The sequence below is a fragment of the Kribbella sp. NPDC058245 genome (genome assembly GCF_042882005.1).
Lineage (GTDB): Bacteria > Actinomycetota > Actinomycetes > Propionibacteriales > Kribbellaceae > Kribbella.
In genome coordinates this window covers 1-24,855 of sequence record NZ_JBHVWY010000004.1, presented here as the reverse complement: position 1 = coordinate 24,855, position 24,855 = coordinate 1, and the positions used below count along the sequence as shown (strand labels likewise).

The window sequence follows — 24,855 nt, the reverse complement described above, 5'->3', positions numbered from 1 at the left end:
GTGTACGGCGATCCTTCGGACGTTACGGAGCGACGGTCATAACGTCCGAAGAAGCGGAGGCGGGCTCTCCGATCGTTCGGACGTTGTGGGAGCGGGGTTCGTAACGTCCGAAGAACCGGAGGCGGGCCCTCCGATCGTTCGGACGTTAGGGGGTGACGGGGAGGAGGCCGCGGTCGGCGAAGACCTTTTTGGCGACGGTGATGGCGTTGAGGGCGCGGGGGAAGCCCGCGTAGCCGGCAGCGTGGGTGAAGGTTTCGACGATCTCGGTGGGTGTGAGTCCGACGTTGAGGGACGTCTTGATGTGGACCTCTAGTTGGGGCTCGCATCCGCCGAGGGCAGTCAGGATGCCCAGCGTGACGAGTTGGCGCTGCTTCGGGTCGAGGCCAGGGCGTGCGTAGATGTCGCCGAAGCCGAAGGCGACGATGTGGTGGGCGAGCGCGGGAGCGATGTCACCCAGGCTCTCCATCACAGCGGGCGCCGAGCCGCCGTCGACGGCATTCAGTACGGCGAGGCCGCGTTCGTAGCGAGCTTGTTCCTCGGGGCTGTTCAGGTCGGGTGCGCTCATGTTTCGACGTTAACCCCGGTCAGGGGCTAGTCCGGAACGTGTCCGCGATCCGTGACCGGGATCTCAGGGGCGTATCGGGCAACGGCCGCCACGAGGTCGTCGTACGGCATGGCACGTCCGATGACCTCGTGGGAGCCGGGCCCGGGACGGGACGGGCCCCAGGCCTTGGAGCTGCGGGGGAGTGCTTCGTCCGCGTGCAGCAGGACGACCAGGTAGGGTTCCCACTCCTCGTCCTCGGGGTTGCCCAACGGCCGTTCGATCCGGCAGATGCCGCGGACCTCGGCCCAGCCGACCGTGCGCGGTTGCGCGCCGCCGAGGTGGACGCCGACGGCGTCGATGGACAGCAGTACGTCGTCCTCGTCGGCCTGCTGGCGTTCCTCGAGCGCGGTGATCGCGCCGATGAGCAGCAGGAACGGCATTCCGAGCGCGAAGATCAGCGGACTGCCGCCCCACGACAGCCAGATCGTCTCCAGCCCGTCACGGACCGAGTTGCCCTGAGCGCGCGCGATCACTACGGCGAGAACGGTGACCAGCACCTCGGCGCCGACCAGCAGCGCACAGAACAGCAGCATCGTCTTGGTAGTGCCCAGCCCATGTCGCTTGACGACAAACGGCTCCACACTTTGATCAGGCGGCATACCCCGCATTGTCAGCGTTATCCGCCGAACGCACCAGAGCTCTCACACGTGTCTAATCACTTCGGCCCCGAACGGTCGTCCGCAAGGATGAAATCCCCGTACAGAAGCCTGCGCGGACTTTGGCTGAGCCGGAGAGTCCGCAACAATCGCATCATGTCCAACACCACTGCGACTCTCGCGCCCAAACGGCCGCCACAGCGGGCCAACGCCCGTCGTGCGCGGAAGAACGGCAAGTGGCGTCGTGGCTGGTTCATCGCTGTGCTTGCGGTGCTGTCCGCAATGCCGCTGCTGTTCCACCGCTGGGTGCCGAACTCGATCGGCAACCTGGGCAGTCTCCTCGACACCTTTCTGCCCTGGGTGGGCCTCGCCGTACCGATCCTGGGTGTTGCCGCGCTGGTACGGCGTTCCGCGATCGCTGGGGTCGCGTTGCTGCTGCCCGCACTCGTGTGGGGCGGGATGTTCGGCAACCAGTTGATCCCGCAGTCGACCGGCGGCGCTTACGACCTGCGCGTGCTGTCGCACAACGTGGATGCGGCCAACCCGGATCCGGAGCGGACGGCTAAGGACCTGCTCGCGGCCGATGCGGATGTCGTCGCGCTGGAGGAGCTGACCGCGGCCGATCTCAAGGTCTACAAGGCTGCCTTCGCCAAGAAGTATCCGCATCAGGTAACGCGGGACACGGTCGCGCTCTGGTCGAAGTACCCGGTTGAGGAGAGCGAGTCGGTGGACGTCGGCTTCGCCTGGACGCGGGCGCTGCGGGCCGAGGTCGACACCCCGGAGGGCAAGGTCGCCGTGTACGTCGCGCACCTGGCCTCGGTCCGGGTCGGGACCAGCGGCTTCACCTCGGACCAGCGCAACAAGACGATCCGCGCACTCGGCCGGCAGATCGCCGACGAGCGGCTGGCCGGCGTGATCGTGATGGGCGACTTCAACGGTACGGCGACCGACCGCAGCCTGGCGCCGTTGACCGCGGGTCTGCGCTCGGCGCAGGGAGCGGCCGGCCACGGGTTCGGATTCACCTGGCCGTCGGCGTTCCCGATGGCGCGGATCGACCACATCCTGGTGCGCGGCGTCGAGCCGACCAAGGCCTGGGTGATGGACTCCACCGGCAGCGACCACCGCCCGGTCGTCGCCGAGCTAAAGATCTGACCCTGCCGTAGCGTCCGAAAACACGCCGACGAGGTACCGCGGTTCTTCGGACGCTGCGGATCAGTTCGCGATGCCGCGCTGATAGGCGTACCGGACCGCCTCCGCGCGGTGCCGGGCGCCGATCTTGGCGAACGTGTTGTTGATATGCGTCTTCACCGTCGCCTCGCTGATGAACAGTTGCGCGGCGATCTCCGGATTGCTCAGCCCGCGCGCGATCAGCCGCAGGACTTCGGTCTCGCGCGTGGTCAGGCTGTCGTCGGCGGCTGATTCAGGCGCGAGCCCGGCGACGAGCCGCTTGCTCACCTCGGGATCGAAGGTGGACTGACCCGCTGCTGTGGACCTGAGCGCCGCTCCGATCTCGACCCGACCGGCGTCCTTGGTCAGATAGCCACGAGCCCCGGCCCTGAGCGCACTGGCGATCGACGCATCGTCGGCGTACGTCGTCAGCACCAGTACGGCGACCTCCGGGTACTCGGCCGTGATCCGGGCCGTCGCACCGACCCCGTCGAGGACCGGCATCCGCAGATCCATCAGCACGACATCGACGTTGCCCTGAGCAACGAGGTCGACCGCCTCGGCGCCGTTCGCCGCGGCACCGGTGACCTCGATCCCGTCGAGCAGTTCGAGCAGCGCGACCAGGCCCTCCCGGACGACCTGCTGGTCGTCGGCCACGATCACCCGGATGCTGTCAGTCATTCGTCACCTCCGCGATCACGAGCCAGTCGTCCCCGTCCGGGCCTGCGGTCAGCGTGCCACCGACCAGGGCCAGTCGCTCCCGCATCCCGGTCAGCCCGAATCCCTCGCCACCCGTCGCGCCCGCGTTGCGGACCACGATCCGCACGCCGGCGTCGTACCGGATCTCGAGGTCGATGGGTCGTCCAGGCGCGTGCTTGGCAGCATTCGTCAGCGCTTCTCGAGCCGCGTTGAGCAGTGCGACGGTGACTCCGGAGTCGAGCTTGCTAGGTGTTCCGCTGACGGCAAAGTGCACCTGTACGGCGTGATCCGTCTCGTGCTGCTCGGCGAGAGCAGCCAGCGCCTGCGGAAGATCCGGTACGTCGTCCGCGCGGAGCGCCGCGACCGCGTTCCTGGCCTCAGCCAGGCCTTGGACGGCCAGCCGGCGCGAGCGTCGTACCCGCTCCAAAGCGCCGTCGACGTCCCGGCGCTCGTCCAGCAGGGCTTCGGCGACATCGAGCTGGACGCTGAGCGCGCCGAGGGAGTGGGCGAGGACGTCGTGCAGGTCGCGAGCGATGCGGCCGCGTTCCTCCAGGGTCGCGGCGCGCGCCTGCTCGTCCTGCGCCCGGCGGGTCTGGACGAGCAGCTCCCGCGTCTGCCGGACCTGGATCTCGTACTGCCGGCGGTTCACGCCGAAGGCGATCAGGATCGCTTCCCACATCAGCTGGCTCAGGTACCAGGTGTCGCTCCGGTCGAACCACCAGGCCGAGACGGCGAAGCCGAGCGCAGCACCGATGCCGACGGCAACGATCGGCCGGGTCCCGGAGCGGGTGAGGTCGACCACCACGATCGTGGTGATCGAGACCAGGACCAGGACCAAGGCGTTGGAGTCCGGAACCCCGGCGACGAGTGAAGTGCCGATCGCGACCGCCGCGAGCAGCGCGAGCGCCAGGCGGGGGCGCATCGTCATCAGCACGGTGCCGGCCAGGAACACGGCCAGGTCGGGACCGACGACGTACCAGACCCAGTGGTCGGCCGGTCGCGCCGTTGCCAGGACGCCGACGGCGACGGCTGCGGTCATGATCCGGCCGAGCCAGCCGCTGTCGCCGTGCATCCCGGCCGGCAGTGTTGACCTCAACGGACGCTGTACTCCTCTGCCTCGCGGTGTGCCTTGCCCTGGATCACCAACGACTGGGTGAGCAGGTTCGCTCCCAGGCTCAGGATCAGTGCACCGCCACCGATCGTGGAGGCGGCGCCGAGCAGGTGGCCGACGCCGGCCAGCCCGAGGCGGATGACCAGGTAGGCCACCATGATGCCGAGTCCGGGGATGCCGAGCCGGTAGAAGACCTTCCCGGCGCGCCGCTCGACCTGCGCGACCATGCCGGAGGCGTAGCCGGCGCCCAGGGCGACGACGGCTCCGATGACCAGGAGCGCGACGTCGATCACGCCGTACCGGTGGTTGCCGTAGAGCTGGTAGACGCCGACGCCGCACATGATCAGCGGACCGCGCCAGGCGTCGGCGTCGGAGTTCTTCAGCTCCGACCAGGACAGCCGGCGGACGAGGACCGCGACCACGATCGCGATCATGACGAGTGCGTTGGGAAGGGTTCCGAAGGACATGCTCCGACGCTAAGTGGGCACTGACCTCTCGCAGGACCGTCCAGGGGTGGAGATCCGGGTGGAGACGCGGGTCGGGATGTGTGGTCGGTGAGGGGAGGAGTAACGTTCCTAAGCGGTAACAACACGATGCGTTAGATACCACTCTGCTTCATAGAAAGATGGGGAGGGCCGATGCTGCCACTTGACTCCGTCCTGAGACTCGACGCGAACGCGGTCGACTACGTCATCATCGCGACGTACTTCGCCTTCGTGCTGGGCATCGGCTACCTGGCCAAACGCGCGGTCTCGAGCAGTCTGGACTTCTTCCTGTCCGGCCGCTCACTGCCCGCCTGGGTGACCGGCCTGGCCTTCATCTCGGCCAACCTCGGCGCGATCGAGATCATGGGCATGTCCGCGAACGGCGCCCAGTACGGGATGCCGACCGTGCACTACTTCTGGATCGGCGCGATCCCCGCGATGCTGTTCCTCGGTGTCGTGATGATGCCGTTCTACTACGGCTCCAAGGTCCGCAGTGTTCCCGAGTTCATGCTGCGCCGGTTCGGCAAGCCCGCGCACCTGGTGAACGCGATCAGCTTCGCCGTGGCGCAGGTGCTGATCGCGGGTGTGAACCTGTTCCTGCTGGCGACCATCGTCAACGTGCTGCTCGGCTGGCCGATCTGGCTGTCGCTGATCATCGCCGCCGCGATCGTGCTCAGCTACATCACGCTCGGCGGTCTGTCCGCCGCGATCTACAACGAGGTCCTGCAGTTCTTCGTGATCGTGGCCGCACTGTTGCCGTTGACAATCATCGGGCTGCACAAGGTCGGCGGCTGGCAGGGACTCGTCGACAAGGTCACTGCCTCGCCCGGCGGCGCCGAGCAACTGAGTGCCTGGCCCGGTAACGACCTGAGTGGCTTCAACAACAGCTTCTTGTCGGTGATCGGGCTCGTGTTCGGTCTGGGCTTCGTGCTGTCCTTCGGTTACTGGACGACCAACTTCGTCGAGGTGCAGCGGGCGCTGGCGTCGAAGAACATGTCCGCGGCCCGGCGGACTCCGATCATCGGGTCGTTCCCGAAGATGTTCATCCCGTTCATTGTGATCATCCCGGGCATCATCGCGGCGGTCGCCGTACCGGAGTTGCAGCAGCTGAAGGCGACCGGCAACGGCTCGGTGACCTATAACGACGCGTTGCTGCTGCTGATGCGCGACCTGTTGCCGAACGGCATGCTGGGGTTGGCGATCACTGGTCTGCTGGCCTCGTTCATGGCTGGTATGGCGGCGAACCTGAGCTCGTTCAACACGGTCGTCACCTACGACCTGATCGAGCGGTACATCCTCAAGGATCGCGACGACGCGTTCTACCTGCGGACCGGGCGCTGGCTCACCGTCGCCGGCACCATCGTCGCGATCGGTACGGCGGCGATCGCGTCCGGCTACAGCAACCTGATGGACTACCTGCAGCAGCTGTTCTCGTTCTTCAACGCGCCGCTGTTCGCCACGTTCATCCTCGGTATGTTCTGGAAGCGGATGACCGCGGCGGCCGGCTGGGTCGGTCTCGTCTCCGGTACGTCGACAGCCATCCTGGTGTTCATCCTGTCCGAGACCGGCGTGATCAACCTGCCGGGTCAGGGTGCGAGCTTCGTCGGGGCCGGTGCGGCCTTCGTGGTCGACATCCTGGTCAGTGTCCTGGTCAGTATGGGAACCAAGGCCAAGTCCGACGAGGAGCTCAAGGGCCTGGTGTACTCGCTGACGCCGAAGGAGGACCGGACCGAGACCGCCCAGGAAGGCGATCACGGCTGGTACCGCAAGCCGACTGTGCTGGCGGGCATCTCGCTGGCGATGGTCATCGTCCTGAACATCGTCTTCGGCTGACCGGGAGAGGCTCGAGATGGCAGAGAAGAAAGCAGTGCTTGTCGAAAAGAAGCCAGGAGCATTCGACATCCGGGTGGTGATCGCGGCGCTGATCGGGATCTACGGCATCGTCCTGACGGTCCTCGGGGCCATTGCCGACCCGGCCGAGGTGTCCAAGGCCGACGGCGTGAACATCAATCTGTGGGGCGGGATCGGGATGCTCGTCTTCGCGGCCCTGTTCGTCCTGTGGGCGCGCGTGCGGCCGATCGCCGTACCGGTCAAGGCGAAGGAGTGACCTCCCGGCACCACTGGTCGTTGTAGGACCAGTGGTGCCGGTGGTTCCACCCCCTGCGGGACTCCGGCGTGGCCCCCATCTGCCGAAGGACCCGTATGCCTACAGCAGTTCCTCTTGCCCGAAGGGCGTTTCTCGCCCGGATCGGGGTTCTGGGCGCGGCGCTGGGAGGGGGCGGGCTGCTGACACGCAGCCTGCTCAACCCCGCTGACGCCGCCACGAACCCCCTTCTCCCGCCCGTGGTGGACCTGGTCCGCCCCGTCCTCGCGGCACTCGCCCGCGACACCCTCAACGGTCTGACCGCCTTCGCGCTGCCCGGCCCGGACCAGTACTCCCGGACGCAGCGCGCCAGCAGCCGGACGCCCGGCGCGATGGAGGCCGGCGCGACCGACTTCATGATCAGCGCGCTGGACAACTTCGTCCCGTTCCCCGACGCGCTGGCCCAGCCGATCAGTGCCGCCTTGGTGACGGGACTGGCCGATACCGGTATCAACCTGCCGGGCCTCGAGGTGCTGCCGGCCGAGCTGCGCAATCTGGACCGGGCGTTCGCGGCTCTCCTGCAGAGCGACGAGGCGATTCCGCTGTCGTTCCCGATCGCCGGCCTGCTGAACCTGATGGCGACCCAGGTGAACCCGGCCGCCGTGAACGGTCCGCACCTGTCGCCGTTCGCGCGCCTGACGTACGCCGAGAAGGCTTCCGCCTTCGAGCTGATCGAGAAGACCGACGCGGACCTGGTCGCGTTGCTGGACGTGCAGTTCCCCGAACCGCTGAAGGCATCGGTGTCGGGGCTGCTGAAGTTCGTCGGCGGCGCGCTGATCGAGTTCGCCACCTTCGGCGCCTACAGCGAGTACGGCGTACTGGATCGCGACGCGAAGAAGCTACGGAAGCGGCCGGTCGGCTGGACGCTCACCGGTTATCAGCCGGACGGTCCGGTTGAGGGCTGGGACGACTTCATCGGCTACTACCAGGGACGCAAGGAGGTGCACGACTGATGCGTGACGTGATCGTGATCGGAGCCGGCGGTGGTGGACCGGTCGTCGCCAAGGAGTTGGCCGCCAAGGGCCTTGATGTCCTGCTGCTCGAGGCCGGACCGCGGCACGCGAAGCCGCGGGAGGAGTGGTCGACGTTCGAGGAGGACGCGAACAACCCGCTGACCGGATACTTCCGGCTCGGCCCGACCGACCGCTCCAAGCCGGCCTGGTACCGGGAGTGGCCGCAGAACTCGTTCGTCTGGCAGCTGTCGGGCGTCGGTGGGACGACGCAGCACTTCTACGGGAACTACCCGCGCGCCTATCCGGGGGTCTTCTCCGGGTACGAAGGTGCCGACCGCAACGAGTACGACGTGAATCACCGGTTCCCGTTCACGTACAACGAAATGGTTCCGTACTCCGAATGGGTCGAGGCGCTGATGCCGGTCCAGACGGCGGCGATGGGTCACAAGGAGCAGATGTTCTTCAAGGGCGCCGAGACGATGGGGCTCCCGGTGCAGACCACGAAGACGACCCATCGGCCGGCGTACCGGCCGCAGGAGAACGCGATCCTGCAGCCCGGCGGGACAGCGGGCAAGACGTCGGACAAGAACCTGCTGAACTATCCGCAGGCAACCGGTTGCACTTTCTGTGGTTACTGTTTCCAAGGCTGCATGCGTCCGAAGGGGGCCCCGCGCAACCAGTTTGCGAAGCGCTCGACGGACAACAGCTATGTGCCGATGGCGCTGACGGCCGAGGTGTGGTCTCGCGGCGGCAAGCCGGCAGAGCTGATCGCCGACGCGTATGTGACGCGCATTCACACGGAGTCGCGGCATGGTGTGCTGACCGCGTCCGGTGTGACGTGGCGGGACAACGTGACGGGTGACGAGCACCGTGAGGACGCTCGCGTCGTGGTGATGTCGGGTGGGTGTACCGAGAACCCGCGGTTGTGGCTCAACAGCGGGTTGCCGAACCCGAACGGCTGGGTCGGACGTGGGTACACCGACCACTTCTTCGACTGGATGATCGGGTCGTTCGACGACTACACCGGTAACCCCAAGGGCGTTGGGTCCAGCGCGCGGCTGGACTACCCGCCGTACGGGGGCCTGGAGAACGTCGGGCTGCCGCCGGCGCTGAACGCGTTCGCGGGCACGCTGTCGGACAGCGGGATCCGTGGGCAGTACAAGAACGGCCGTGGACAGACCGGGCCGTGGGACGGGCCGGCCGGGCGGTTGATGGGTCCGGAGCTCAAGGAGGTCCTTGCCGGAGGCATCGACAAGTTGCTGACCGTGCTGGTGATCACCGATGACGACGTCGAGGCGCAGAACCGGGTCACCACCTCAGCGCTGCCGGCCGACGAGAACGGGCCGATCCCGAAGGTCACCTTCCAGCAGCGCAAGCGGACCAAGCGGACGCTGAAGAACCGCGAGTTCATGGCACGGAAGGCGGCGGAGCTGCTGCGTGGCGCTGGTGCGCGCAAGGTGTATCGCATCGACTGGGCGCCGCTGATCCTGCATGTGCAGTCGTCGATGCGGATGGGGTCGTCGGAGCACAACTCGGTGCTTGACTCGACCGGTGAGACCCGCGCGGTGAAGGGTCTCTTCGTGGCCGACAACTCTGCGCTGTCCAACGGTCTGGGTGGGCCCAACCCAACCCTGACCTCCCAGGCGCTGGCCACCCGGACGGCGGAGAACATCTTCCAGACGTACTTCGGCGGCGACCCGTGGGTGCGGACGAGCGCTCCGGTGATCTCCACCGACCCGCGGATCTCCGTGCGCTTGGGGCAGCTTGGCCTGTAGCTCTGCCCGGGTGGCCCCGATGGGTTCAGAGTTCAAATCGCCAGTCCTTGTCGGGGCTGAGAAGAACGCTGCGCTCGGGGCCGAACTCGGCGGACATCCGGTGCAGAGGGAAGCGGCCCGCGTTGTACCAGCGGGAGCGAGTTCGATCGAACTCGCCCCACAGACGGCGAGGGCCGCTTTCGTGCACGACCCCGCTCGCCTGCTCGGCGCGGGCCCACGATCCGTCGGGGCCGAGCAGCCACATGATGCGGCTGCCGTCGTCGAGTGTGGCCGAGCGGTGCTCGATGTCGGGACTCTCGAGTTCGTACAGACAGCGCAACTCCCAGTCGGTCCACAGGTCGGGTACGTCGTTGCCCTCGACGCGGTAGATCTCTTCTCCGGAGGCGTCGCGAGCCGCGGTGTACACGTCGTCGAAGCGAGGCGGGTAGTCGTCACCCTGCCGGGCTCGCATGAAGCTGGCCGGACCCGACCTGCCTCAAGGCAGCCGGGTTGTTTCCGGCGGGCGGTATTCGTGATGCGGCACCGCAATTGACCAGGCTGTCTCGAAGGCTTCGAGACAGAACTTCACGGCTTCCGGCTCGGTGTACAGCTGGATCTCCGAGCGATCGTTGTCACCGTCGAGGACGTTGAACATCGCCATCCGGCCCTCCAGGACGAAGCAGTCATTGCCTGGTAAGGCAATGGTCGAGACCAGCCGCCGGGGTAGCCAGCGCAAATCCTCGCCGGCTGCTACCGCAGAGCCACTGAACCGCAGCGACATCTGCTGGTACTCGGACAAGGGCTCGGAGACCACCCGGACGCGGCGCAACGTCTTTCCTTCGGCCAGTCTGCCGGCGACGACATCACGCCAGCCGCCGTACGAGGCCTCCAGCGTTTGGTAGTCGCCGGCTCGCCAGGCTGCGAGGTCGTCATCGTCGACCTTGTAGCTGTCGCGCAGCTCCAGTTTCAGCAGGTCGTGGGTTTGATTGACCAGCTCACCGCGGCGCTGGACCGAGATCGACTCCATACCACTCCTCGACGTACTGATGCACGAACCGATCGACCAGGGTCTGCGGGATCTCCAAGAAAGTCTCCCTCTCCTTGAGTCCCCGTAGCTAGGCCCCGACCTCGTCGCCGAGGGCATCGCCCTGGACGACCCAGCTTCCCTTGCTGGTCTGGTAGAAGCTCGGGCAGTCGTCTGCCGTCTTCGACTGACCGGCCATGCCGTGCGCCGTCTCGCGCTCATGAAACTGGTGGACCGGGGAGTATCGCCGACCTTGAGCACGGATCAGTCAATTTCGGGGCCTGCACATGACTGAGGGGTGCTCAAGGCCGGCCGATCGGGCAGCGGTGGTCGGCGCAGGACCGAGAAGGTGGCGGTCGCGGATGTCCGTTTGAGAAACATTGGCGTCCGGTCGGGTCCTCCCGGCCGGGCGCCGGTTTTCCTACGCTCGAAGTACCCGAACAGGAGGAGCTTCGAGATGACGATCACCTCGGCCCGGCCCGAGTTGTCGAGCCTGGCGCAGCAGTACGCCGACGAGGGCTTCGTGCTGGTGAAAGGCCTGCTCAGCAAGGAGGAAGCGGCGTACTATCGCGGCCGCAGCCACGACCTGCTGGCGCAGCTGAACCGCAAGGACGACCCGACCTGGCAGTCCGCGATGGGGCTGGCCGACGGGGCGACCCGGCTGCAGCACCTGCACGACGCGCAGTTCTACGACGCGGAGTTCGCGAAGCTGCTGGTGGACCCGCGGTTCACCGACGTGGCCGCTGCGGTGATGGGCGTGGACAACGTTCAGCTGCACCACACCAAGCTGTTCGTGAAGCCGCCGGAGAACGGGTCACCGTTCCCGCTGCACCAGGACCACCCGTTCTTCCCGCACCAGTACCACCGGGTCGGGGCGGCGATCTTCCACTTCGACGACGCACCGGTCGAGAAGGGCTGCGTGCGGATCATCCCGGGCAGTCACAAGTCCGGTCCGCGCGAGCATGACCCGGAGGGCTCGTTCCACCTCACCGATGTGCCTTTTGACGACGCGACGCCGCAGCCGGCCGAGGCGGGGGACGTGCTGTTCTTCACCTACCTGACCGTGCACGGCTCTGGCGTGAACGTGAGCGACCAGCCCCGGACGACCTGGCTGGTTCAGTACCGCGACCCGGCCGACCCGCCCACGGTCAAGACCCACGAGTGGTCACTCGGCCAGGGCATGATGCTGCGTGGGGTGGACCCGACTGGCAGGAGCAACGTTTGACTTTGGAGTCCGTTGAAGACGCGGACCGTTTCGTCGACCTCGGTGGACTGCTGGAGTCCTGCGAGGTCGACGGGTTCCGCGCGGACTTCCTGAGCTGGGGGTTCTACCGGCCGGAGTACTGGCGCAACTACTGGCACAGTCACTCGTTCCACGAGGTCTGCCTGGCCTACTCCGGCTCCGGCCGCTTCAACAACGGTTCGGTCCAGTACGACGTACAGCCGGGTGCCGTGTTCCTTGCGCGACCAGGTGATGTCCATGAGATCGAGTCGAGCCGCAGTGAGCCCCTGGGCATCGCCTTCTGGGGCTTCACGTTTCGCCCGGGTTCTGACGAACCAGGGTGGTGGTCCGGGCTCACCCGCGCGGATGGCCCCGTCATGTCCAACCGCCTGGGCACTCTGCCTGCTCTGATCACCGCGCTCGCCGCTGAGGCCGCTGCCCCCGTCTCCGGGTACGGCGCCGTACTGAGTGGTCTGGGTGCCACTCTGGTGCTTGAGACCGCTCGGGCGTTCGCACTGGACGACGACCTAGCCGTTGAGCCGGTACGGCGCGATCGCGGCCTGCTGGTGGTTGAGGCGATGCAGCGGCATCTGCGCGACAACCTGTCCCGGCCGATCACGGTCCGGGACGTAGCGGCCGTCGTACATCTGTCTGAGCGGCATGCTGAGCGGCTGTTCACGCAGCAGACCGGTGCGTCCATCATGTCGACGCTCTGGCGGCTCCGCATCGAGTTGGCCGCTCAGCTGTTGCTGGACCCGGCGCTCACCGTCACTGAAGTGGCTCGGGCCTGTGGGTACTCAGACGTCCGTCCGTTCTCCACTGCCTTCAAACGCCACTACGGCCGCACACCGGGTGAGCACCGGCGCTCAGGCGGGACCGAGTTCATCTAGCCAGCCCCAACACGGTGGCTTCGCGGCAGGTTCTTGAGGTGGAAGGACCGGCACAGCGCGGGGTCGACACCGCGCTGCGCCGGCCGTCTGGGGGTCAGAAGGAGACGTGCTCCGTGCTGTCGGCCCGGAGGACGGACTCCTGCTGGAACTTCTTCTCGTAGAGGTCCCGGATCTCCTCGATCTTCTTGCTGCTGTCCTCGGCGCCGACGATCGGGTAGACGATGATCAGGACCTTGGAGCGCTCCTTGACGATGCCGTTGGTCTCTTTCCACTGGCCCTGACCGGACAGCACGGTGAGCCCGTCCGGGAAGCGCGGGGTGATGGTGGAGTCCACGAACTTCTGGAACTGGTAGTCCGACACGTCCGGACCCGGCTTGTCGGTACCGAAGAAGAGCTCGGTGCGGACCCACTCGTCGCCGGTCAGCTTCACAGCGCTCGACGCCGGCTTGTCGTCGGCCTGCAGTGCCACCGCGGCCGGAGTGGCCAGCGCGGTCAGCACGAGCGCGGCGGTCGCGGCTGTCTTGCCCAGGTGCTTCATGTGGTGCGTTCCCCCTACGTCGTTGCGATTGGCCACGACGCTAACTACGGGTCCGGCGGTGTGAGCGGTTCTCCTGCTGCTTCTGCCCGGGGGCCCGGGACGGAGTGCCCGATAGGTACTCCCTGTGGTGCTATCGTGGTCCCATGCGAGTGAGCCTGCTCCTTAGTTAGCCGTACCGGCATTCAGGCGCTTCCAGCGCCGGCCCGTACGGCGTCCCCTCCTGAGCGAGGGGCTTTTTTGTTTCCGGGGCTCAACTCAAACACAAACACGAGCGGGAGTAGGACCGTGAGCGAGCACGTGGAGGACACTCCGATCGACCGGGGTGGCTACGACTTCAACGCGATGCAGGCCAAGTGGCGTCCGGTGTGGGAGAAGCTGGACCCGTTCAAGGCGAAGGACGACGGCTCGGCCGAGCGGCGCTACGCGCTCACGATGTTCTCCTACCCCTCCGGCGACCTGCACATGGGGCACGCCGAGGTGTTCGCGCTGCACGACGTGCTGTCGCGGTACTGGTTCCAGCAGGGCTACGACGTGCTGAACCCGATCGGCTGGGACTCCTTCGGGCTGCCGGCCGAGAACGCGGCCATCAAGCGCAACGAGCACCCAGCGACGTACACGTACGCCAACATCGAGACGCAGGCCGAGTCGATCCGTCGCTACGCGATGAGCTTCGACTGGTCCAAGCGGCTGCACACGTCCGACCCGGAGTACTACCGGTGGACGCAGTGGCTGTTCACCCGGTTCTACGAGCGTGGGCTGGCGTACCGCAAGGCGTCGTACGTGAACTGGTGCCCGAACGACCAGACGGTGCTGGCCAACGAGCAGGTCGTGCAGGGGCGGTGTGAGCGCTGTGGCTTCGAGGTCACCAAGCGCGAGCTGACGCAGTGGTACTTCAAGACCACCGAGTACGCGCAGCGGCTGCTGGACGACATGGACCAGCTGCAGTGGCCCGAAGAGATCCTGCTGCAGCAGCGCAACTGGATCGGCCGCTCCGAAGGTGCGTTCGCCGAGTTCCAGGTCGAGGGCCGTGACGAGCCGATCCGGGTCTTCACCACCCGCCCGGACACGCTGTTCGGCGCCACCTTCCTGGTCGTCGCCCCGGACGCTCACCTGGCCGCCGAGCTGGTCACGCCGGATCAGCAGGGCGCCTTCGACGAGTACCTGCGCGCGGTCAAGGCGACCACCGAGATCGAGCGGCTGAGCACCGACCGGGACAAGACCGGTGTCTTCCTGGGCTCGTACGCCGTCAACCCGGTCACCGGGCAGCGGATCCCGATCTGGGCGGCCGACTACGTGCTGGCCGACTACGGCACCGGCGCGATCATGGCCGTGCCCGGTCAGGACAGCCGGGACTGGGAGTTCGCCGAGAAGTTCGACCTGCCGATCGTCCGCACCGTCCAGCCGACCGAGGACTTCGACGGTAAGGCGTTCACCGGTGACGGCCCGGCCATCAACAGCTCGAACGCCGAGCTGAACCTGGACGGGCTGGAGGTCGCCGAGGCCAAGTCGCGGACCATCGACTGGCTGGAGAGCAAGGGTCTGGGCGAGCGGACGATCAACTACCGGCTGCGCGACTGGCTGCTGAGCCGGCAGCGCTTCTGGGGTGCGCCGATCCCGATCATCCACTGCCCCGCCTGTGGCGAGGTGCCGGTACCGGACGACCAGCTGCCGGTGGAGCTGCCCGACCTGCGCGGTGCGGACCTGTCGCCGAAGGGCGTCTCCCCGCTGGCCGCTGCTCGCGACTGGGTGGAGGTGGCCTGCCCTCGCTGTGGTGGTGCGGCCGAGCGGGACACGGACACGATGGATACGTTCGTCGACTCGTCCTGGTACTTCCTGCGCTACCTGTCGCCGGAGTACACCGAGGGTCCGTTCGACCCGGGCATGGCCGACCGCTGGATGTCGGTCTACCAGTACGTCGGCGGCAAGGAGCACGCCGTACTGCACCTGCTGTACGCGCGGTTCTTCGTCAAGGCACTGCACGACATGGGTCTGCTGAAGGTCACCGAGCCGTTCACCCGGCTGCTGAACCAGGGCCAGGTCGTCAACCAGGGCAAGGCGATGAGCAAGTCGCTGGGCAACGGTGTGAACCTGGGTGACCAGCTGGACGAGTTCGGAGTGGACGCTGTCCGGCTGACGATGGTGTTCGCTGGTCCGCCGGCTGACGACATCGACTGGGCGGACATGTCGCCGGGCGGTGCGCTGAAGTTCCTGCAGCGAGCCTGGCGGCTGGCCGGTGTGGTCGAGTCGCCCGTGGGCACCGACCCGTCGACCGGTGATGTGGCGCTGCGCCGGGTCACCCACAAGACGGTGGCGGACGCGTCCGAGCTGATCGACTCGATGCGCTTCAACGTCGTGGTCGCCCGCGTCATGGAGCTGGTCAACGCGACCCGCAAGGCGATCGACTCCGGCCCCGGTGCGGCCGACCCGGCGGTGCGGGAGGCGGTCGAGACGACTGCGATCCTGCTGAGCCTGGTGGCGCCGTACACGGCCGAGGAGATGTGGGAGGAGCTGGGTCACGAGCCGACCGTCGCGAAGGCGGGCTGGCCGAAGGTCGACCCGGCGCTGCTGGTCGAGGACTCCGTCACGTGTGTCGTCCAGATCGCCGGCAAGGTCAAGGACCGGCTGGAGGTCGCCCCGGACATCACCGACGCCGAGCTGGAGCAGCTGGCGCTGGCCTCGGAGGCGGTGCAGAAGGCGCTGGACGGTCGCGGGACCCGCAAGGTGATCGTGCGGGCGCCGAAGCTGGTCAACATCGTTCCTGCCTGACGGATCGGTACCGATGGATTTTGAACTGATTGCGGTCCGGACCGGAACTCGTGAGGTCGTCCTCGACCTCACGAGCCGGTGCGAGGAGTTCGTCTCCGGTCGTGGCGACGGGTTGCTGCACGTCTTCGTGCCGCACGCGACGGCCGGAGTGGCGATCCTGGAGACAGGCGCGGGTAGCGACACCGACCTGCTCCGGGTGCTCGAGGAGCTGCTGCCGCGGGACTTCGCGTGGCGGCACCGGCACGGTACGCCGGGCCATGGGCGCGATCACGTGCTGCCGGCGATCATTCCGCCGTACGCGACTGTTCCGGTGCTTGGTGGACAGCTGACTCTGGGCACCTGGCAGTCGATCTGTCTGGTCGACACCAACGTCGACAACCCGGAGCGCCAGGTGCGGTTGTCTTTCCTCGCAGGTTAATACTTAGTGACTTATCGTGGCGTTGCCCGCACCGTTACGTAGGCGAAACACGGCTCCGCTTCACTGATCCCATGGCAGCCCTCGATACCCTGCGTGATCACTGCGCCGAACTTCTGGACCGCGCGACCCAGGGCATCTGCATGGGTAGCCGGCTGAACGCCGAGCTCGGTCATGCCGAGGCGCTGGCCCGGCGTGACGACTGGGACAGCGTGTTCGCCCTCTACGCGACGGACGACGTACCGGCGCGCGCTTCCGCCTGAAGATCGCTTTTCTCTTGTTGTTAGTTGCTGGATGCAACGACTTGGTGTGATTCAGGTCGCCGTCCCGCACGCCGGTCAGCCCGACGCGAACGTCCCGCTCAAGCTATGTTGTGTCGGGAACGTTTGGGGGTGACGGGCTTTGTCGGACACGGATGGCCGAGGGCGGAGCTTCGCCGACCTCTTGCTCGACTTGCGGGTTCAGGCGGGGCTGTCCCAGGAGGAGCTGGCCGAGCGTGCGGGTCTGAGTGTGCGGACGATCCGCGAGCTGGAGGCCGGCCGGGTGGCTCGCCCCCGCAAGGACTCCGTGCGGCTGCTCAGCGCGGGTCTCGGCCTGGGCGCTGGGGACGCGGAGCGCTTTCTGGCCGCTGCCGGACGCGGCTCGGCACCTCGACCGGTCGTCTCGGTTGCTGACCCCGCTCCGACCGGTCTGCGCTGGCGCGGCACGCGCCCGATCCCAGACGGCCTCGTCGGCCGTGAGGACGAGCTGCTGGAGCTGGAGACGCTGCTGCAGCAGAACCGGCTGGTGACTCTGGTCGGCCCGGGTGGCGTCGGCAAGACCGAGCTGGCTCTCGCTGCGGCTGATCGGTTCTCAGGGGCCGACACAACCGTGGTGGTAGTCGACCTGACGACGGTCCAGCGCGACGCCGCTGTCACGTCCGCGATCCTGGACGCCTTCGGGACTGCGCCCGGTACGTCGGACTTGGACGACGTACTGTCCGGCCGGCAGCCGGGGGACCTGGTGATCGTCGAGGACAACGCCGAGCATGTGCTCGACGGCGTCGCCACGGTCGCGAACCGGATGGTCCGGAGCTACCCGGGCGTCGGTGTGCTGGTCACCTCGCGGATCCCGCTCGGGCTGCCCGACGAGGTGGTCCGGCGGGTGCAGGTGCTCGGCGTACCGTCGAATGACGAGGACTTCGCCGAGATCGCGGCGAGTCCTGCGGTGGAGATGTTCAGCCGCCGGGTGGCGCGGGTGCGGCCGGACTTCCGGCTGACTGCGGAGAACGCGCGGACCGTGGCTCGGTTGTGCCGGCGGCTGGACGGCTTGCCGCTCGCGCTGGAGCTGGCGGCCGCCCGCGCCGGGTCGCTGTCGGTGGAGACGATCTTGGCGGCGCTGGACGACCGGTTCCGGCTGCTGTCCGGCCCGCGCCGGTTCGGGGCACCGCACCAGCGCACGCTGGCCGACACGATCGCGTGGAGCGTCGACGCGTTGTCGGATGCGGCGCGCCAGTTGCTGTACCGCGCATCGGTGCTCGGGTCGCCGTTCACGCTCGACGCGGTGGTCGGGGTGTGCACGGGCTTCCCGATCGACGCGGCCGACGTACCGATGCTGCTGGCCGAGCTGGTGGACAAGTCGCTGCTGCAGCCGGTGCATGAGTTCGAGCAGCTGTACGGCGCTCGCTACAAGATGCTGGAGACGATCCGGGAGCACGCGTACGCCGGGCTGTCCTCGCAGGGCGACGACCTGACCGAGTTCCAGGACCGCGCGGTCGAGTGGTGTACGACGTACGTCGCGGGGCTCGAGGGCGCTTGGTCCTCGCCTGATCGCGACCGTCGCTATCGCGCGGCGAACGCGAACTCGGCGCTGTTCGAGGTGGCGCTTGAGCGTGCGGCCGCGCTGGGCCAGTGGGATGTGGCGGCGCGAATCGTGCTCGGGTTCAGGATCGCCTGGCAGTACCAGGCGAGTGTGGCCGAGAGCGGGATCCGCTGGGCGACCGTGTGCGCGGACAACGTCACGGACAAGGAAGTCGGCGGCATGCTGCGGGCGATCGCCGGGCGGCTGTCCAACCTGACCGGCGACGTGCACGAGGCCCGGCGGCACTACGGCGAGGCGCGGCAGTTGATCCCGGGTGAGACGGAGATGGGCCTCGTGGCCCGCGGCGGCTGGGTGTCCTCCGGCTCGCATCTGCTGGACACACAGAGCCTGGCCGAGATCCCCGCGCTGGTCGAGGACGCCCGGAAGCACGGCGACGTACAGCGCTCTGCGACCGTGCAGGCCATCTGCGGGCTCGCTCTGCTGCGTTGGGGGCGTCTGCCCGAGGCCAAGGAGCTGCTGCTCGCCTGGGAGGCCGCACTGGTCAACCCGGGGGTCTATCCGGACGAGATCGCCTACATGGCGCTCAGCCGGGTCGAGCTCGAGCTGGGGAACGTGGCCGAGGCGCGGCGCTGGGCGGAGCTCGCCCGATCCGTCCAGGCGTCTGATGACCCGGAGCGGACCAAGGTGGCGGGTTGCTTGGCCATGGTCGAGTTCCACGACGGCCGGTACGACGAGGCGCGGCGGCTGCTCGATCAGGCCGACGCGGACATCCGTGGCCATCGTGGGTACTTCGACTACCTGGTGATGCTCTACCGCAGCCGGCTGGCCCGTGCGGCGGGGGAGGCCGAGCAGGCGCAGCTCTGTATCCGGGACGCGGTCAGCCGGTTGCTGGCCGAGGGGCGGGTCGTCTACCTGCTGCAGGTCCTGCCGGAGGCGGTCGCGGTCCTGCATGCACTCGGTAGGAACGAGGCTGGCGACGCGCTCTGCGGGCAGCTGCTGGCCTGGCAGCGCACGATGGACCCGCCGATGCTGCCGACCGCCTGGGCGGTCCTGCAGGAGTCGTGTGAGCGCGCCACGCAGGCTTCCGGGTGGCCGAAGCCCGATCCCGCGGCCGCCGTACAGCAGTTGGCTGCCGACGTACTCGCTTCCCTTTCGTGACGCTGAACCGCTAAAGCTGCCGGGTAACTGCCGGTTGTTCTGCCTCGTCCGGACATAGCTGCCCGGACGAGGATTACAGCCGTAGGGCAGGTTCCACGAAGCAGAGTCCGGCACCGAGCGGCACAGGGCAGCGAAAGGCGGGTGATCCGTGTGAGGCCACGGAAGAACGCCGGGTTGCCGTCGAGTTCGGAGAAGGCGACGCGGAGGGCATCCGGTGGCCGGTTGGTGGGGGCGCCGACCGGCTGTCGAGAGCTCCGGAGTGCTGACGAGTGCGGATCTGTCCTGCTCGAACCGGTTGCCGTGCACCGTCAGGGCACCGCACCCGGGGCGAGGTCCCAGCAACGGACGGGCACACGACACAGGGGACGAGTGCCGGTCCGGTCGACACGGGGAAGCTGGTGGGTCTGGTCACCCGCCGGCGGGTTGGCCGCTGGGGCCTCCCGGGACCTCGACGGGCTCGCGGTCGATCCGGTTCTTCGGAACCGGCACGGGGAGTAGCCCGGCGAGGCACGGACTTGGCTGACATCCAGGGGGAGTCAGCACAGGGTGGGGTGGAGGCTGCCGGAGGGGTCGGCCTTCACCTCACTTGGTCTGTGGCGGCGCTGTGTCTGTGACGGCCGCTTTGTCTGTGACGGCCGCTTTGTCGAACGCATACCCGACCATCCAGGTGGGCTGAAGTCTCGCGTAGACGATGTCGGGTGCCCAGGTTGACGGCGAGCTGTCGTAATGCGCGACCAGGTGTGCCTCGATCTCGTCGAAGTCGGGGTGCTCGCCGGTCAGGAACTCCACCTGGCCATGACTGAACACGCCGAGCCGCTCGCCGTCGACGTACGCGAGACTGGCCGCCGGTCTGGCCTTCAGATGTCTGGCCTTGGCCGCCGACCCAGCCGTGGTGAACACCCACCGCGCGTGCAGGAAGTGACCGTCGACCGCGCTGATCCGCGGCTCACCACTCTTGGTGACCGTCGCCAGATTGAGCGTGCACATGCCGGTCAGGATCTGGGCGAGCTCCTCGGCATTCAGCCTGCGCTCGTCCGTGATGATGTTGCGCAGATGCTGTGTCGCCTGCCCGATCGAGGCGTCGAGAAGCGTCTGCAACCCGCTGACTTCCTCCGGTGTTTCCTTCATCTTCCCGAGTCTGACACCGCGCGCCGACAAAAACTCTCCGGTAACCTCGCTGCATGTCAGCCCGCGTGCACGTCGTCACCGACTCCACGGCCGGGCTGTCGACCCACGAGGTGATCCGGCACGGGCTGACCGTCGTACCGCTCCAGGTGGTGATCGGTGGCACGTCGTACGACGACGGCGCCACCTCGGCCGACGCGGTCGCGGAGGCTCTGAAGACCTTCACGCCGGTCTCGACCAGCCGGCCGGCGCCCCAGACGTTCGCCGACACGTACGCCGCCTGCGCCGCGGCCGGGGCCGAATCGGTGGTGTCGATCCATCTGTCCGGCGACATGTCCGGCACCTTCGAGGCCGCGATGATCGGTGCCAAGGAGTCGCCGATCCCGGTACGCGTGGTCGACTCGCGCTCGCTCGGCATGGGCCTCGGCTTCCCAGTCCTCGCCGCCGCGGCCGCGGCAGCCGCGGGGGAGGACCAGGCTGCGGTCGAGGCCGCCGCGCGGGCCCGGATGGCGACGATCTCGTCGTACTTCTACGTCGACACGCTCGAATACCTCCGCCGCGGTGGGCGGATCGGTGCCGCCCAAGCCCTCCTCGGTACGGCGCTCGCCGTGAAGCCGTTGCTGACCATCAAAGGCGGTCGCATCGTGCCGCTCGAGAAGGTCCGTACGTCGAGCCGCGCGATCGCCCGCCTGGCCGACATCGCCGTGCAGCGGGCCGGCGAAACCGCAGTCGACATCGCTGTCCACCACCTGGCCAGCCTCGAGAAGGCGCATACCCTCGCCGACGGTCTCACCGACCGCCTCCCGCTGGCCGGCGACATCGTCCTCCGCGAGGTAGGCGCCGTCATCGGCGCGCACGTAGGCCCCGGAATGCTCGCTGTGGTGGTCTCACCGGTCTAACGCCGTGTCGGGCGGCTCGGGGTTTTCCACAGGTGGCTGATTGCTCGTTCCGGCTGTTGCGGAAACTCGTACCTTCTCTGTCGACAACGCCGTCCCCGCGGCGCCCTCGACCGGAGGAGAGTGACGTCCGATGCCCGGCTGGATCCCCGAAACCATCCGCTCCACTCGCTGGAGACTCTCCGCCCGCCACGTCCTGGTCCTCGCCGCCGTCCTCCTGATCGGCCTCGGCTGGGCCGCCTGCACGGTGGTCCGCGCTCGCCCGAGCCCCATCCCCGACGCCCGCCCACCCATCGCCGTCAACTCCGGCTCACCCGTCGCTCAGCCGGGCGCCACGACGCCCTCCAGCAAGACAACGGCCACCCTCGTGGTCCACGTCGCAGGGAAGGTGCGCCGCCCCGGCCTCGTCCGCGCGCCCACCGGCTCTCGAGTCGCCGACGCCCTCACGCTCGCCGGCGGCCCACTCCGCGGCGTCGACCTGAGCTCCCTCAACCTCGCCCGCCAACTCACCGACGGCGAACAGATCCTCGTCGGCCTCCCCGCCCAGCCAACCACCCCAGCCGACACAACCACCTCACCCGGCACCTCAGCCGCCAACTCCCCACTCAACCTCAACACCGCCACCGCGCCCCAACTGGACGCCCTCCCCGGCGTCGGCCCCGTCCTGGCCCAACGCATCCTCGACTACCGCACCGAGAACGGCCCCTTCACCACCGTCGACCAACTCCAAGAAGTCCCCGGCGTAGGCCCCAAGAAGTTCGACTCCCTCAAACCCCATGTCCGCATCTGACCCCGCCCCCACCAACACAGCTCCCACGGATCCGGACGTCGCCGAGCTCGATGCCCGCCTCCTCGCCCCCGCCGCAGCAGGCTGGCTAGCAGCCGTCCTCCTAGTCGCCCACCGCCCCGCCATCAGCCTCCTCATCGCCGCCGCAACCTTCACCCTCGCCGTCCTGACCGCGGTCCGAATCCGCAACCCATCTCTGATGTCCCCGGTGGCACGGCGTGGGTGGGCGCTGCTTGGGGTGCTTGTTGTGGTGACCGGTATGGCGCTGGCGGCAGCGCTCCAGACCCACAGCCTTCGCACTGGCCCGATCCGCGGGCTAGCCGCGCACTCCACCACCGTCGACGTCAACCTCAAGCTAGACAGTGATCCCGTCGTCCGCCGCAGCCCCGGCACCCACCGCCCGCCGTACGTCGTCCTGCAAGCAACCGTCGAAGAAGTCCGCTCCCGACCCAAGGCACCCGCAGCCAACTCCCGACCAGGCGAGCAACCTTCTCCCAAGAGCTCTCAGCGAACACGCGTCCGGACACCTGTGCTCGTCATCGCGAGCGAGAGTTGGCGCGACGTCCGTTACGGACAACGGATCGCAGCGACTGGTCGTCTCGAAGCCGTGCAGGACGGCGACGACGTCGCAGCCTCACTCTCCATCCGCACCCCACCCCGTCCCTTGGCCGAACCAGCCTGGTGGCTCCGCGCCGCTGAGCAGGTTCGTGCCGGCCTCCGCGCGGCAGTCGCCGACGAACCACCCGACGTCCGCGGTCTGGTCCCAGCCCTGGTGATGGGTGACGAGTCCACCCTGTCCGACGAACTCACCGAAGACTTCAAAACCACCGGCCTCACCCACCTCTCAGCCGTCTCCGGCACGAATCTCACCCTCCTCCTCGCATTCGTACTGCCCTGCGCCCGTCTGATCGGAGTCCGCGCCCGCGGCCTGACAGCGGTCGGCGTCATGACAGTCGTCGTCTTCGTGATCCTCGCCCGCCCACAACCCAGCGTCCTCCGCGCAGCCGCGATGGGCCTGATCGCTCTAGCCGCCATGACCAGCGGCGGCGGTCGTCGCCGGGCGGTCCGCAGCCTCTCGGTCGCGGTCATCGTCCTGCTCCTCATCGACACCTCTTTAGCCCGATCAGCGGGCTTCGCCCTCTCAGTCCTAGCCACCGCCGGCATCGTCCTGCTCGGTCCCGGCTGGCGCGACGCTCTCGCCAACTGGCTCCCCACCTGGCTCGCCGAAGCCATCGCCTGCCCACTAGCCGCTCAACTCGCCTGTACGCCGGTAGTTGCCTGGCTCTCGGGTGAGGTATCACTAGTTGCCGTAGGCGCCAATCTCCTTGCCGGCCCGGCAGTCGGCCCTGCCACGATCCTCGGCTTCGCCGCAGCCGGCGTCGCCCTGATCAGTACCGACATCGCCCAACTCATCGGCTGGGCAGCAGGATGGCCCGCCCGCTGGATCCTCCTGATCGCCCGCCAAGGTGCCAACCTCCCCGGCGCCGCCAACCCCTGGCCAGCCACCGCCGTAGGCGTCGCCGTACTAACCGTGCTCTGCATCGCGCTCGTCTTCGGCCTCCGTCGCGTCCTCGCCCGGCCACTCGCAATGCTGCTCGCCGTCCTGGTGCTGGCCCTCGCCGTACTGCGGCCTGTCGGCTCATTCGGCTGGCCACCCCGCGACTGGATCTTCGTGATGTGCGATGTCGGCCAAGGAGATGGCCTCGTGCTGCGAGCCGGCGAGCGAAGCGCGGTGGTCGTCGACACCGGACCCGACCCGACCGCGATGAACCGTTGTCTCCGCGACCTGAAGATCGACTACATCCCCGTCATCGTGCTCACGCACTTCCACGCCGATCACGTCGGCGGGCTGGCCGGCGTACTGAGTGATCGTCGCGTCGACGAGGTGGAGGTGACGCCGTACTACTCTCCACCCGCGGAGTATCGCCGAGTGACCGACCTGGCAGCCCAGCATCGCGTCCCGGTCCGAACCGTCACCTATCAAGAGAAGCGAGTCGTCGGTCAGCTCACCTGGACAACCCTCTGGCCCGCCCGCGTCCCGGCCCTGCCGCCACCCGGCACGTCCTCCGCAACCCCAACAGACGAAGGCTCACCGGAGAACAACGCGAGCATCGCCATGATGGTCGAGGTGTCCGGCCTCCGCCTCCTGCTCACCGGTGACCTCGAGCCCGAGTCCCAGCGAGCCATCCTCGCCACCGGCGCTGACCTCCGCGCCGACGTACTCAAAGTCCCGCACCATGGTTCCGCCCAGCAAGACCCGGCCTTTATCGCCGCCACCCAAGCCCGCCTGGCCCTGATCTCCGCCGGCCGCGACAACGACTACGGCCACCCCGCCCCCAGAACCCTCGACCTCCTGGCCCACCAAACCACCCGCACCGCCACCACCAACACCGCAGGCGCCCTAGCCCTCACCAATCCCGACAACCACCTCTCACTCACATCTCGCCTACCCGGCTAAAGCCGTTGCTCTAGGCAACGAGTGCGACATTGTAGATCTGTGGATCTTCTGTGGATAACTATTTCCCTTGAAAATAAGGGGTTCCGGCTTTGAAAACTGTCGGAGGGCCTGTCTAGAGTTATCGGTATGGAACTTCTGGGTGAGCGGCCGGCGTGGTCGATGAGCGGCGGCGAAGCGCTGGCCGACATCGACTCGATCGACGCCGAGATCGCCCGGTTGGAGACCGCTCGTCTATCGCGGGTCGCGAGGGTGGACGAGACCGGG

The 24,855-nt window shown here is 67.7% G+C and carries 23 protein-coding genes; 14 read left to right on the top strand and 9 right to left on the bottom strand.

Annotated elements, in window-relative coordinates:
* Positions 1–145 precede the first annotated feature (145 nt).
* Positions 146–565: a carboxymuconolactone decarboxylase family protein gene (locus tag ACFVWG_RS09420; RefSeq protein ID WP_391542717.1), complete on the bottom strand. Its 420-nt coding sequence runs from the start codon at positions 563–565 to the stop codon at positions 146–148.
* 26 nt (positions 566–591) lie between these two features.
* Complete coding sequence (locus ACFVWG_RS09415) at positions 592–1,203, bottom strand: hypothetical protein (RefSeq protein WP_391542716.1); 612 nt, start codon at positions 1,201–1,203, stop codon at positions 592–594.
* A 153-nt stretch (positions 1,204–1,356) separates the two neighbouring features.
* On the opposite strand from ACFVWG_RS09415, the gene ACFVWG_RS09410 reads away from it, so the two are divergent.
* Entirely contained in the window at positions 1,357–2,352 is a 996-nt protein-coding gene (locus ACFVWG_RS09410; protein WP_391542715.1) for an endonuclease/exonuclease/phosphatase family protein, read from the top strand.
* Between the two features lie 60 nt (positions 2,353–2,412).
* Here the strand turns inward: ACFVWG_RS09410 and ACFVWG_RS09405 are convergent, their stop codons facing one another.
* From ACFVWG_RS09405 to ACFVWG_RS09395, 3 genes are read right to left on the bottom strand one after another with little or no spacing between them, the layout of a single operon-like run.
* Complete coding sequence (locus ACFVWG_RS09405; RefSeq protein ID WP_391542714.1) at positions 2,413–3,048, bottom strand: response regulator; 636 nt, start codon at positions 3,046–3,048, stop codon at positions 2,413–2,415.
* A complete protein-coding gene (locus ACFVWG_RS09400) occupies positions 3,041–4,162 on the bottom strand; it encodes a sensor histidine kinase (protein ID WP_391542713.1) in 1,122 nt (373 codons plus the stop codon). The genes ACFVWG_RS09405 and ACFVWG_RS09400 overlap by 8 nt, the downstream gene beginning before the upstream one ends.
* On the bottom strand, positions 4,159–4,644 hold the full coding sequence (locus tag ACFVWG_RS09395; protein WP_391542712.1) for a hypothetical protein: 486 nt from the start codon (positions 4,642–4,644) through the stop codon (positions 4,159–4,161). The genes ACFVWG_RS09400 and ACFVWG_RS09395 overlap by 4 nt, the downstream gene beginning before the upstream one ends.
* Before the next feature lie 174 nt (positions 4,645–4,818).
* Between ACFVWG_RS09395 and ACFVWG_RS09390 the strand changes: the two genes are divergently transcribed.
* The 4 genes from ACFVWG_RS09390 to ACFVWG_RS09375 all read left to right on the top strand — a co-directional run bounded on the left by ACFVWG_RS09390 (position 4,819) and on the right by ACFVWG_RS09375 (position 9,533).
* Entirely contained in the window at positions 4,819–6,495 is a 1,677-nt protein-coding gene (locus ACFVWG_RS09390) for a sodium:solute symporter family protein (RefSeq protein ID WP_391543262.1), read from the top strand.
* Positions 6,496–6,511: 16 nt separating this feature from the next.
* Entirely contained in the window at positions 6,512–6,769 is a 258-nt protein-coding gene (locus ACFVWG_RS09385; RefSeq protein WP_391542711.1) for a hypothetical protein, read from the top strand.
* A 236-nt stretch (positions 6,770–7,005) separates the two neighbouring features.
* Positions 7,006–7,758, top strand: coding sequence for a hypothetical protein (locus tag ACFVWG_RS09380; protein WP_391542710.1), 753 nt, complete (start codon positions 7,006–7,008; stop codon positions 7,756–7,758).
* Entirely contained in the window at positions 7,758–9,533 is a 1,776-nt protein-coding gene (locus tag ACFVWG_RS09375) for a GMC family oxidoreductase N-terminal domain-containing protein (protein WP_391542709.1), read from the top strand. Before ACFVWG_RS09380 ends, ACFVWG_RS09375 begins: the two co-directional genes overlap by 1 nt.
* A 25-nt stretch (positions 9,534–9,558) precedes the next feature.
* Here the strand turns inward: ACFVWG_RS09375 and ACFVWG_RS09370 are convergent, their stop codons facing one another.
* The gene (locus ACFVWG_RS09370) at positions 9,559–9,984 is read right to left on the bottom strand and encodes a hypothetical protein (RefSeq protein WP_391542708.1); all 426 of its coding nucleotides are present in this window, start codon (positions 9,982–9,984) and stop codon (positions 9,559–9,561) included.
* A gap of 24 nt (positions 9,985–10,008) precedes the next feature.
* On the bottom strand, positions 10,009–10,539 hold the full coding sequence (locus tag ACFVWG_RS09365; RefSeq protein ID WP_391542707.1) for a DUF6879 family protein: 531 nt from the start codon (positions 10,537–10,539) through the stop codon (positions 10,009–10,011).
* A gap of 454 nt (positions 10,540–10,993) precedes the next feature.
* Here ACFVWG_RS09365 and ACFVWG_RS09360 point away from each other — a divergent pair, with 454 nt between their 5' ends.
* Together ACFVWG_RS09360 and ACFVWG_RS09355 are read left to right on the top strand one after the other, a co-directional pair.
* On the top strand, positions 10,994–11,761 hold the full coding sequence (locus ACFVWG_RS09360) for a phytanoyl-CoA dioxygenase family protein (RefSeq protein ID WP_391542706.1): 768 nt from the start codon (positions 10,994–10,996) through the stop codon (positions 11,759–11,761).
* A gap of 2 nt (positions 11,762–11,763) precedes the next feature.
* Complete coding sequence (locus tag ACFVWG_RS09355) at positions 11,764–12,648, top strand: helix-turn-helix domain-containing protein (RefSeq protein WP_391542705.1); 885 nt, start codon at positions 11,764–11,766, stop codon at positions 12,646–12,648.
* Between the two features lie 94 nt (positions 12,649–12,742).
* Here the strand turns inward: ACFVWG_RS09355 and ACFVWG_RS09350 are convergent, their stop codons facing one another.
* Complete coding sequence (locus tag ACFVWG_RS09350) at positions 12,743–13,186, bottom strand: DUF3574 domain-containing protein (protein ID WP_391542704.1); 444 nt, start codon at positions 13,184–13,186, stop codon at positions 12,743–12,745.
* A 285-nt stretch (positions 13,187–13,471) separates the two neighbouring features.
* Here ACFVWG_RS09350 and leuS point away from each other — a divergent pair, with 285 nt between their 5' ends.
* The 4 genes from leuS (at position 13,472) to ACFVWG_RS09330 (ending at position 19,325) form a co-directional block, all read left to right on the top strand.
* On the top strand, positions 13,472–15,952 hold the full coding sequence (gene leuS, locus ACFVWG_RS09345; protein WP_391542703.1) for a leucine--tRNA ligase: 2,481 nt from the start codon (positions 13,472–13,474) through the stop codon (positions 15,950–15,952).
* A gap of 13 nt (positions 15,953–15,965) precedes the next feature.
* A complete protein-coding gene (locus ACFVWG_RS09340) occupies positions 15,966–16,370 on the top strand; it encodes a YjbQ family protein (RefSeq protein ID WP_391542702.1) in 405 nt (134 codons plus the stop codon).
* 71 nt (positions 16,371–16,441) lie between these two features.
* Complete coding sequence (locus tag ACFVWG_RS09335; RefSeq protein WP_391542701.1) at positions 16,442–16,630, top strand: hypothetical protein; 189 nt, start codon at positions 16,442–16,444, stop codon at positions 16,628–16,630.
* Between the two features lie 139 nt (positions 16,631–16,769).
* Positions 16,770–19,325, top strand: a complete 2,556-nt coding sequence (locus ACFVWG_RS09330; RefSeq protein ID WP_391542700.1) for an ATP-binding protein — start codon at positions 16,770–16,772, stop codon at positions 19,323–19,325.
* A 582-nt stretch (positions 19,326–19,907) separates the two neighbouring features.
* Here ACFVWG_RS09330 and ACFVWG_RS09325 read toward each other — a convergent pair.
* Positions 19,908–20,453 (bottom strand): pyridoxamine 5'-phosphate oxidase family protein, encoded by a 546-nt coding sequence (locus tag ACFVWG_RS09325; RefSeq protein ID WP_391542699.1) that lies wholly within the window; start codon positions 20,451–20,453, stop codon positions 19,908–19,910.
* Positions 20,454–20,506: 53 nt separating this feature from the next.
* On the opposite strand from ACFVWG_RS09325, the gene ACFVWG_RS09320 reads away from it, so the two are divergent.
* The 3 genes from ACFVWG_RS09320 (at position 20,507) to ACFVWG_RS09310 (ending at position 24,591) form a co-directional block, all read left to right on the top strand.
* Positions 20,507–21,349, top strand: a complete 843-nt coding sequence (locus ACFVWG_RS09320) for a DegV family protein (protein ID WP_391542697.1) — start codon at positions 20,507–20,509, stop codon at positions 21,347–21,349.
* 130 nt (positions 21,350–21,479) lie between these two features.
* The gene (locus ACFVWG_RS09315; protein ID WP_391542696.1) at positions 21,480–22,136 is read left to right on the top strand and encodes a helix-hairpin-helix domain-containing protein; all 657 of its coding nucleotides are present in this window, start codon (positions 21,480–21,482) and stop codon (positions 22,134–22,136) included.
* Entirely contained in the window at positions 22,123–24,591 is a 2,469-nt protein-coding gene (locus ACFVWG_RS09310; protein ID WP_391542695.1) for a ComEC/Rec2 family competence protein, read from the top strand. The genes ACFVWG_RS09315 and ACFVWG_RS09310 overlap by 14 nt, the downstream gene beginning before the upstream one ends.
* The last annotated feature ends 264 nt before the right edge of the window (positions 24,592–24,855 follow it).

Excerpts from the sequence above, each read along its gene's own strand:
- ACFVWG_RS09360 (WP_391542706.1), top strand. The coding sequence starts at position 10,994 with ATGACGATCACCTCGGCCCGGCCCGAGTTGTCGAGCCTGGCGCAGCAG.
- ACFVWG_RS09310 (WP_391542695.1), top strand. The coding sequence starts at position 22,123 with ATGTCCGCATCTGACCCCGCCCCCACCAACACAGCTCCCACGGATCCG.
- ACFVWG_RS09410 (WP_391542715.1), top strand. The coding sequence starts at position 1,357 with ATGTCCAACACCACTGCGACTCTCGCGCCCAAACGGCCGCCACAGCGG.
- ACFVWG_RS09335 (WP_391542701.1), top strand. The coding sequence starts at position 16,442 with ATGGCAGCCCTCGATACCCTGCGTGATCACTGCGCCGAACTTCTGGAC.
- ACFVWG_RS09405 (WP_391542714.1), bottom strand. The coding sequence starts at position 3,048 with ATGACTGACAGCATCCGGGTGATCGTGGCCGACGACCAGCAGGTCGTC.
- ACFVWG_RS09385 (WP_391542711.1), top strand. The coding sequence starts at position 6,512 with ATGGCAGAGAAGAAAGCAGTGCTTGTCGAAAAGAAGCCAGGAGCATTC.
- ACFVWG_RS09315 (WP_391542696.1), top strand. The coding sequence starts at position 21,480 with ATGCCCGGCTGGATCCCCGAAACCATCCGCTCCACTCGCTGGAGACTC.
- ACFVWG_RS09325 (WP_391542699.1), bottom strand. The coding sequence starts at position 20,453 with ATGAAGGAAACACCGGAGGAAGTCAGCGGGTTGCAGACGCTTCTCGAC.
- ACFVWG_RS09320 (WP_391542697.1), top strand. The coding sequence starts at position 20,507 with ATGTCAGCCCGCGTGCACGTCGTCACCGACTCCACGGCCGGGCTGTCG.
- ACFVWG_RS09365 (WP_391542707.1), bottom strand. The coding sequence starts at position 10,539 with ATGGAGTCGATCTCGGTCCAGCGCCGCGGTGAGCTGGTCAATCAAACC.
- ACFVWG_RS09350 (WP_391542704.1), bottom strand. The coding sequence starts at position 13,186 with ATGAAGCACCTGGGCAAGACAGCCGCGACCGCCGCGCTCGTGCTGACC.
- ACFVWG_RS09340 (WP_391542702.1), top strand. The coding sequence starts at position 15,966 with ATGGATTTTGAACTGATTGCGGTCCGGACCGGAACTCGTGAGGTCGTC.
- ACFVWG_RS09395 (WP_391542712.1), bottom strand. The coding sequence starts at position 4,644 with ATGTCCTTCGGAACCCTTCCCAACGCACTCGTCATGATCGCGATCGTG.
- ACFVWG_RS09370 (WP_391542708.1), bottom strand. The coding sequence starts at position 9,984 with ATGCGAGCCCGGCAGGGTGACGACTACCCGCCTCGCTTCGACGACGTG.
- ACFVWG_RS09420 (WP_391542717.1), bottom strand. The coding sequence starts at position 565 with ATGAGCGCACCCGACCTGAACAGCCCCGAGGAACAAGCTCGCTACGAA.
- ACFVWG_RS09375 (WP_391542709.1), top strand. The coding sequence starts at position 7,758 with ATGCGTGACGTGATCGTGATCGGAGCCGGCGGTGGTGGACCGGTCGTC.
- ACFVWG_RS09415 (WP_391542716.1), bottom strand. The coding sequence starts at position 1,203 with ATGCCGCCTGATCAAAGTGTGGAGCCGTTTGTCGTCAAGCGACATGGG.